This is a genomic window from Nostoc cf. edaphicum LEGE 07299 (assembly GCF_015207245.1).
Taxonomy (GTDB): Bacteria; Cyanobacteriota; Cyanobacteriia; order Cyanobacteriales; family Nostocaceae; genus Nostoc; species Nostoc edaphicum_B.
On record NZ_JADEXF010000345.1, the window covers coordinates 1 to 5,184 of the forward strand.

At 41.0% G+C, this 5,184-nt stretch carries 5 protein-coding genes; 3 read left to right on the forward strand and 2 right to left on the reverse strand.

Annotated features, from left to right (window positions below):
• Positions 1-151: 151 nt before the first annotated feature.
• On the forward strand, positions 152-1,813 hold the full coding sequence (locus IQ229_RS12190; protein ID WP_162398272.1) for an ATP-binding protein: 1,662 nt from the start codon (positions 152-154) through the stop codon (positions 1,811-1,813).
• A 229-nt stretch (positions 1,814-2,042) separates the two neighbouring features.
• Here IQ229_RS12190 and IQ229_RS12195 read toward each other — a convergent pair whose 3' ends face one another.
• Both IQ229_RS12195 and IQ229_RS12200 read right to left on the reverse strand, forming a co-directional pair.
• The gene (locus tag IQ229_RS12195) at positions 2,043-2,333 is read right to left on the reverse strand and encodes a hypothetical protein (protein ID WP_162398273.1); all 291 of its coding nucleotides are present in this window, start codon (positions 2,331-2,333) and stop codon (positions 2,043-2,045) included.
• 2 nt (positions 2,334-2,335) lie between these two features.
• Positions 2,336-3,298 carry a ParM/StbA family protein gene (locus IQ229_RS12200; protein WP_162398274.1) on the reverse strand — a complete coding sequence of 321 codons (963 nt, stop codon included), beginning with the start codon at positions 3,296-3,298 and terminating at the stop codon, positions 2,336-2,338.
• Positions 3,299-3,883: 585 nt separating this feature from the next.
• Between IQ229_RS12200 and IQ229_RS12205 the strand changes: the two genes are divergently transcribed.
• Both IQ229_RS12205 and IQ229_RS12210 read left to right on the forward strand, forming a co-directional pair.
• Complete coding sequence (locus tag IQ229_RS12205; RefSeq protein WP_094353341.1) at positions 3,884-4,648, forward strand: ParA family protein; 765 nt, start codon at positions 3,884-3,886, stop codon at positions 4,646-4,648.
• The gene (locus tag IQ229_RS12210) at positions 4,641-5,099 is read left to right on the forward strand and encodes a hypothetical protein (RefSeq protein WP_162398275.1); all 459 of its coding nucleotides are present in this window, start codon (positions 4,641-4,643) and stop codon (positions 5,097-5,099) included. The genes IQ229_RS12205 and IQ229_RS12210 overlap by 8 nt, the downstream gene beginning before the upstream one ends.
• The last annotated feature ends 85 nt before the right edge of the window (positions 5,100-5,184 follow it).

Consider the following 5,184-nt stretch of genomic DNA (forward strand, 5'->3'; position numbering starts at 1 on the left):
GTACTGGAGGCGATGCCTGCGGCGGGCGTAGCCATCGCTCTTTTTCACACAAGAAATATAGCCAATCCGTTAGTAATAATTATCCGTGTGGCTAAAGCATCAGTAATAAATTTGCTCTAAAAGGGGAAAGTAAGTTGTTGAAGTCAGATTTATGAAGTTGACAGACTGGCCTGCTCTAGCTAACCAAAATACTCCAATTGTGGCTGTGGAGTATCATACGCCTGACAGAATGCAGATATTACAGCAGTTTTACCATTGGGGTGAGGAGCGGTCTTTGTCAGTCTTTGTCTGGAATCCTGGTTACTGTGGACTACAGCAATTAATTCACCATCAAGGTCAGTACATCTTGCAGTCAACTGACAGGGGTAAAGACGGGGACATTATTCAGTATCTTCTGGAGGAATATCAACCAGGCATTTATTTACTGGAGGGAATGCTAAATGAGGGTGATGGTAGCAAAATAAGTCAAAAATGTAGCTATCAATTACTCAATGCCTGTCATCAAGCTCTCTGGAGTCAACAACGTCATTACTGGGTGTTATTGGAAACTTACGTTCAACTATCTCTAGAATTACAGCCTTTTATTCCTGTGCTATCAAATCCACTTCCAGATCAACAGCAGGTGCAGATAGTTGTGGAGCAGTTTTGTGATGCCTGGGTTGGCCGTAGTCATTCCCGGCTTCAGCAGTTTGCGGAGTGCGATCGCGAAGCGCTGCTGCGAAGCGCAGATCGTGATCGCCGCGCTGTAACCGATCGCAATTCTTGGTTAAAGACAACAGAAAAAACATCAGCACTGCAATTGCTCTTTCGTGCCTGTCAGGGTTTACCCATAGGCGAGATCAATATGCTACTACAGCAATGTCTGGGTTTTGCAGAGCAGCTTGAGGAAATCTCCCAATTAGTGCTAGAGCATAAAGTTAGTAAATTGCGGGGTCGGGGTTTAGAATACATTGCTCAACCGGATGTACCTTCAGCCGGGGGATTAGATTTGTTGGAGAAAAGGTTGGAAACTATTACCTGTCTACTTCAACCTAAAGCAAAGCAATATGGATTGAAGTTTCCCACTGGGATGCTCTTATGGGGGCCACCGGGTACTGGTAAAAGTCTCTCTGCCAAGTTAGCAGCTAAGAAAATGGGATTGCCACTGTTAGCAGCTAATTGGGGTGTACTACTGGGTGATCCTCATCCCGACAGAGCATTAAAGGAGTTTATTGCTTTGGTGACTTCCCTTTCTCCCTGCGTACTTTATTGGGATGACTTTGATAAAGGCTTTGCTGGCTGGGACTCCAATGCAGATGGAGGTGTGGCACGGCGGCTATCTGCGGCTTTACTAACTTGGATGCAAGAGCATCAAGAGCCAGTTTATACCATTGCTACTGTCAATCGCTTGTCAATGCTACCTGCGGAATTAGTTCGCCGTTTTGATGATATCTTTTTTGTGGATTTACCCCATGAAGGGGCAAGATATGAAGTTTTCAATCTACATCTAGCTAAGTATTTTCCAGCTTTTCGAGACAATAACTCACCTTGGAGTGATGATCAATGGCGTAGACTGTTGGCTGAATATCGCATTTGCAGTCCGGCAGAAATTGGTAATGCAGTCCGTCGTTGTGCTGAAGAGGCTTTTTATCAAGGTAGACCAGGGGAAATTGAGTTTGAGGATTTGCTGAAACAGCGACAAGAATTCACACCAGCTATGGAGCGAGAGTCAGAACAGATACAGGCAATTCGCAATCAGGCTATTTATGCTAAACCTGTGGCTAGTCTAGATGTTTCTCGATTTGCTTATCAGCACCAAGAGTTATTTGGGTGAGTCGAATGTAATTTTGGAAATTCAGTTTGTGTCGGATTTTAAAATGCCGATGGTAGAAGTATGGTTGGGATTATTGCTGGGTGGGTTTACATTAGAACAACGTGGTAATTTTTATCACAACCAAAATGCTGGGTGAAAAGCTCTTTAACTTCGACTGGTGACATCCTTGGGCGCTGACTCTAAGACTACAGCAGGAGCTGACCAACCTCACGGAAGCCATATTTTTCCTTTACAAATCAAAATCAAGGCTGAAGGTTTGGTCATCAGAATCCTCTGGTTTAGAGTCTGTAGATGGCTGGAGAGTAGTCTGAATAAGTTGGTTTGACTCAGTATTAATCGGGGTAAAAGCTACTTGTTGAGTGGGGAATGTACCCTTTCTGAAAGCAAAATAACAATCAATGATAAAGTAAAGCGTCTCCAGGTAACTTTTACCTAATTGCTGTGATTCTGCAAATATCCGCTCACGGTAGCTATCTTTGATCCGAACTTTTTCCGGTGTCAAGTCTTGTTTGTCTGTCATTGTTATAGCTTCCCAGATGTGTTTGGTGAATTCTTGCTGATAATGGTTTTTGCCATTTCTAGAAGCCCAAAAACATTAGCTTCCACTGGATTATCCAGAATTTTGAAACCGTTCTTTTCTAAGAGCTTCTTAAATCCAGGTAAGAGGCAACCTCCACCTATAGCCCAGATTTCATCCCCTTGGTGCTTGGCATCAAGTGTCAAGTTCACCACTTTCTTCAAGTATTTTTCATACCAATCTTTCAAACAAGCACTATATATATCTTTAATATCGATGTCACGGCTGTACTTGGTATGTCCCATTTCCAGACAAAATCGGATTTTGGATGCATCCCCGATTTTTCCCCCATTTAGATGTTTCATTTTTTGGGAAATATCATCAATGAGAACTTCTACACCGATGGGGTAGGCGGTGTGAACTTCTCGCTTCCCCTGGTTGTAACGAGAATACAGAGTCGTTCCATTGCCAAAGTCTAAAATGGTTAATTTTTTCGGTAGTTGATGCCCAAATAATGCACCCATCCCCTCTAGTACAACTTTCAGCACTTCTACTTTCACGTCTGATTGTTTGCCAGCAAGTATTGGCTGATATTCCCCACTTAGTACTTTTTGCAATTCGTCAGCCAGACCTACATCATGTAAGCTGACGACTAATTTTAAGTGCCAAGCCTTACGGTGTGGTAGATGTGCCAATGCACCCAATAATGTCAACAACGCATTATTGACTTTGTTTTCATTGTTATCCGTGTTCCGGTCAAAATGATAACCTGTACGGAAAGCTGATTCTCCGACTGTGTAAGCAGTGCCGTTAAAAACTACTCGTCCGGGTACATCTTCCATCTCGGCATTGGTTATATAGCTGGGGACACGAACTACTTCAAAGCCATCGACTAAAAGTTTTAGGCTTCCATAACCGTTATCAAAGCCAGCAGGAAAAATTTTTTGTAAGGTATGAATGTTCGACATTGGGGGAAAGGTAATACGGTTCAATTTGTAAAAGTTATCAGTTGAGAAGATATGGGGGAGCAAAGGAGAGAAGAATAAAATAACTACCTCTTTTTTCTCCAGCCTCAAGAGCTTATCATACCCCCTTGGGGGCTAAGTGGGGTATAAAGTGTCAAACAGTCAAATATACCCCACAAAACACCCATATATACCCTATACAGGTGTCAAATACTCATCGAAGTCCTGAATCATTTTTGGGGTACATATAGCCCCTATAAAGCCCCCATGAGCATTTGTGAAGTTTTATTTTATTCAGAAAATAAAACTGGTTTACGAGATTGCACTATTATGCAATTTAGTTATTGTTGAATGACTAAATTCAGTCTTGACTAAAATTACCAACAAACAAATAGGACAAAAATCTATCTTTACATCTATCTTCTCGAAGGGTAGGACTTTTTGAGAGCTAAAGTAATGACTAAATAGCGTTAATTACAATTTAGTCATTTACAAATGACTAAATTACATAATGACTAAATAACTTAAAAACAACATTATGCATTATGATATTGACTAATTTACACAATGCTGCTGGTAGTCAGTAAAATGTTAATTCTTACTTGTGCATCCTTGTCCGGTGGCCAGGGAAAAACAACTGTTGCAATCTTATTGGGTAGAATGCTTGCTCAAACAGGACAGCGTGTACTGATGATTGATGCCGATCCCCAAGCGAACCTAACTTTTTACCTGGGGCACGAAGTTCAGCAGAATCAACCCACACTTCTAGAAGTTCTCAAAAAACAGATCAATACTGAAGACGGTATTTACGAAATCGGAGAAAACCTATGGTTAATTCCTGCTGATGATGGATTAGATAATGCTCAAGAATTTTTGTCTGGGAGCGGTATGGGAGCTATTGTTTTGAGCAAACGCTTAAAAGAGGTATCAGATTTATTTCAATACTGCATTGTTGATGCGCCACCTCAGCGATCGCAAATCTGCCTTACATCGTTGGGGGCAGCTGACCATATCATCATTCCTGTAGAAGCATCATCCAAAGGTGTAAATTCTCTCATCCGAACTCTGAGTTTAGTTGAGGAACTTCAAGAAATTGATGCTTTTTCAGGGATAGTGCTTGGCATCTTGCCATTCAGAGATAAATGGGTAGGTAATAACCAAGTCGCACAAAGTAAGGCGAGTATCAGTGCAATGCGAACAATTGCCGAAGAAATAGTCGTTTTACCTTCAATTTTAGAATCTGAACAATTTAAAAAGGCCATAGATAAAGGTGTAAGTTTGTCCTCTCTAGGCTTTGAACAACTCGAAACTCCCTTCCAACAAATTATCGAGAGGTTACAAAAAAATGTCTGATGTTTTTGAGCGCCTTAAGAAAAAGACACGTCCAAGTGTTCCAGCACGGGATACAACACTTGTAAAAGTACAACATGAGAATTTACTAAATGACCAAATTACTGAATTTAGTCATTTATCTGAGAAACCAAAACCGGATTTAGATAGTGAGGAAGTTATAAACGATAAGGTAAGCACTTCTAATCAAGAACAGCACTTAGAGTTACCGCAGATTATCAGGCGAACAATCAGGTTAGAACAGGACATTGATACTAACCTAGATAGCCTTTGCAATGTAAATAAAATTACTAGAGATACTTTCCTAGAAGCTGCATTTCTCGTCTGCTCAGAAAATGAGGAATTATTGCAAGAGGTACTAAAGCAAGCTAGAAAACGTTATCAACAGCGTAAACAAGCTGGTGAACAACGCAAATTTCAGACATTGGCTAAGAAAATTAACGTTAACGATTAAGTTAACCCTAATCCATCCGTGAGAGGTTAAGGTAATTGCACAAATGTCCGTGAGGGTGCAGGAAAAGACAGTGATTATCCTAATG

What these genes read in the sequence shown, in the direction of transcription:
- IQ229_RS12210 (WP_162398275.1), top strand. Translation starts at nt 4,641, where the DNA reads ATGTCTGATGTTTTTGAGCGCCTTAAGAAAAAGACACGTCCAAGTGTT.
- IQ229_RS12195 (WP_162398273.1), bottom strand. Translation starts at nt 2,333, where the DNA reads ATGACAGACAAACAAGACTTGACACCGGAAAAAGTTCGGATCAAAGAT.
- IQ229_RS12190 (WP_162398272.1), top strand. Translation starts at nt 152, where the DNA reads ATGAAGTTGACAGACTGGCCTGCTCTAGCTAACCAAAATACTCCAATT.
- IQ229_RS12200 (WP_162398274.1), bottom strand. Translation starts at nt 3,298, where the DNA reads ATGTCGAACATTCATACCTTACAAAAAATTTTTCCTGCTGGCTTTGAT.
- IQ229_RS12205 (WP_094353341.1), top strand. Translation starts at nt 3,884, where the DNA reads ATGTTAATTCTTACTTGTGCATCCTTGTCCGGTGGCCAGGGAAAAACA.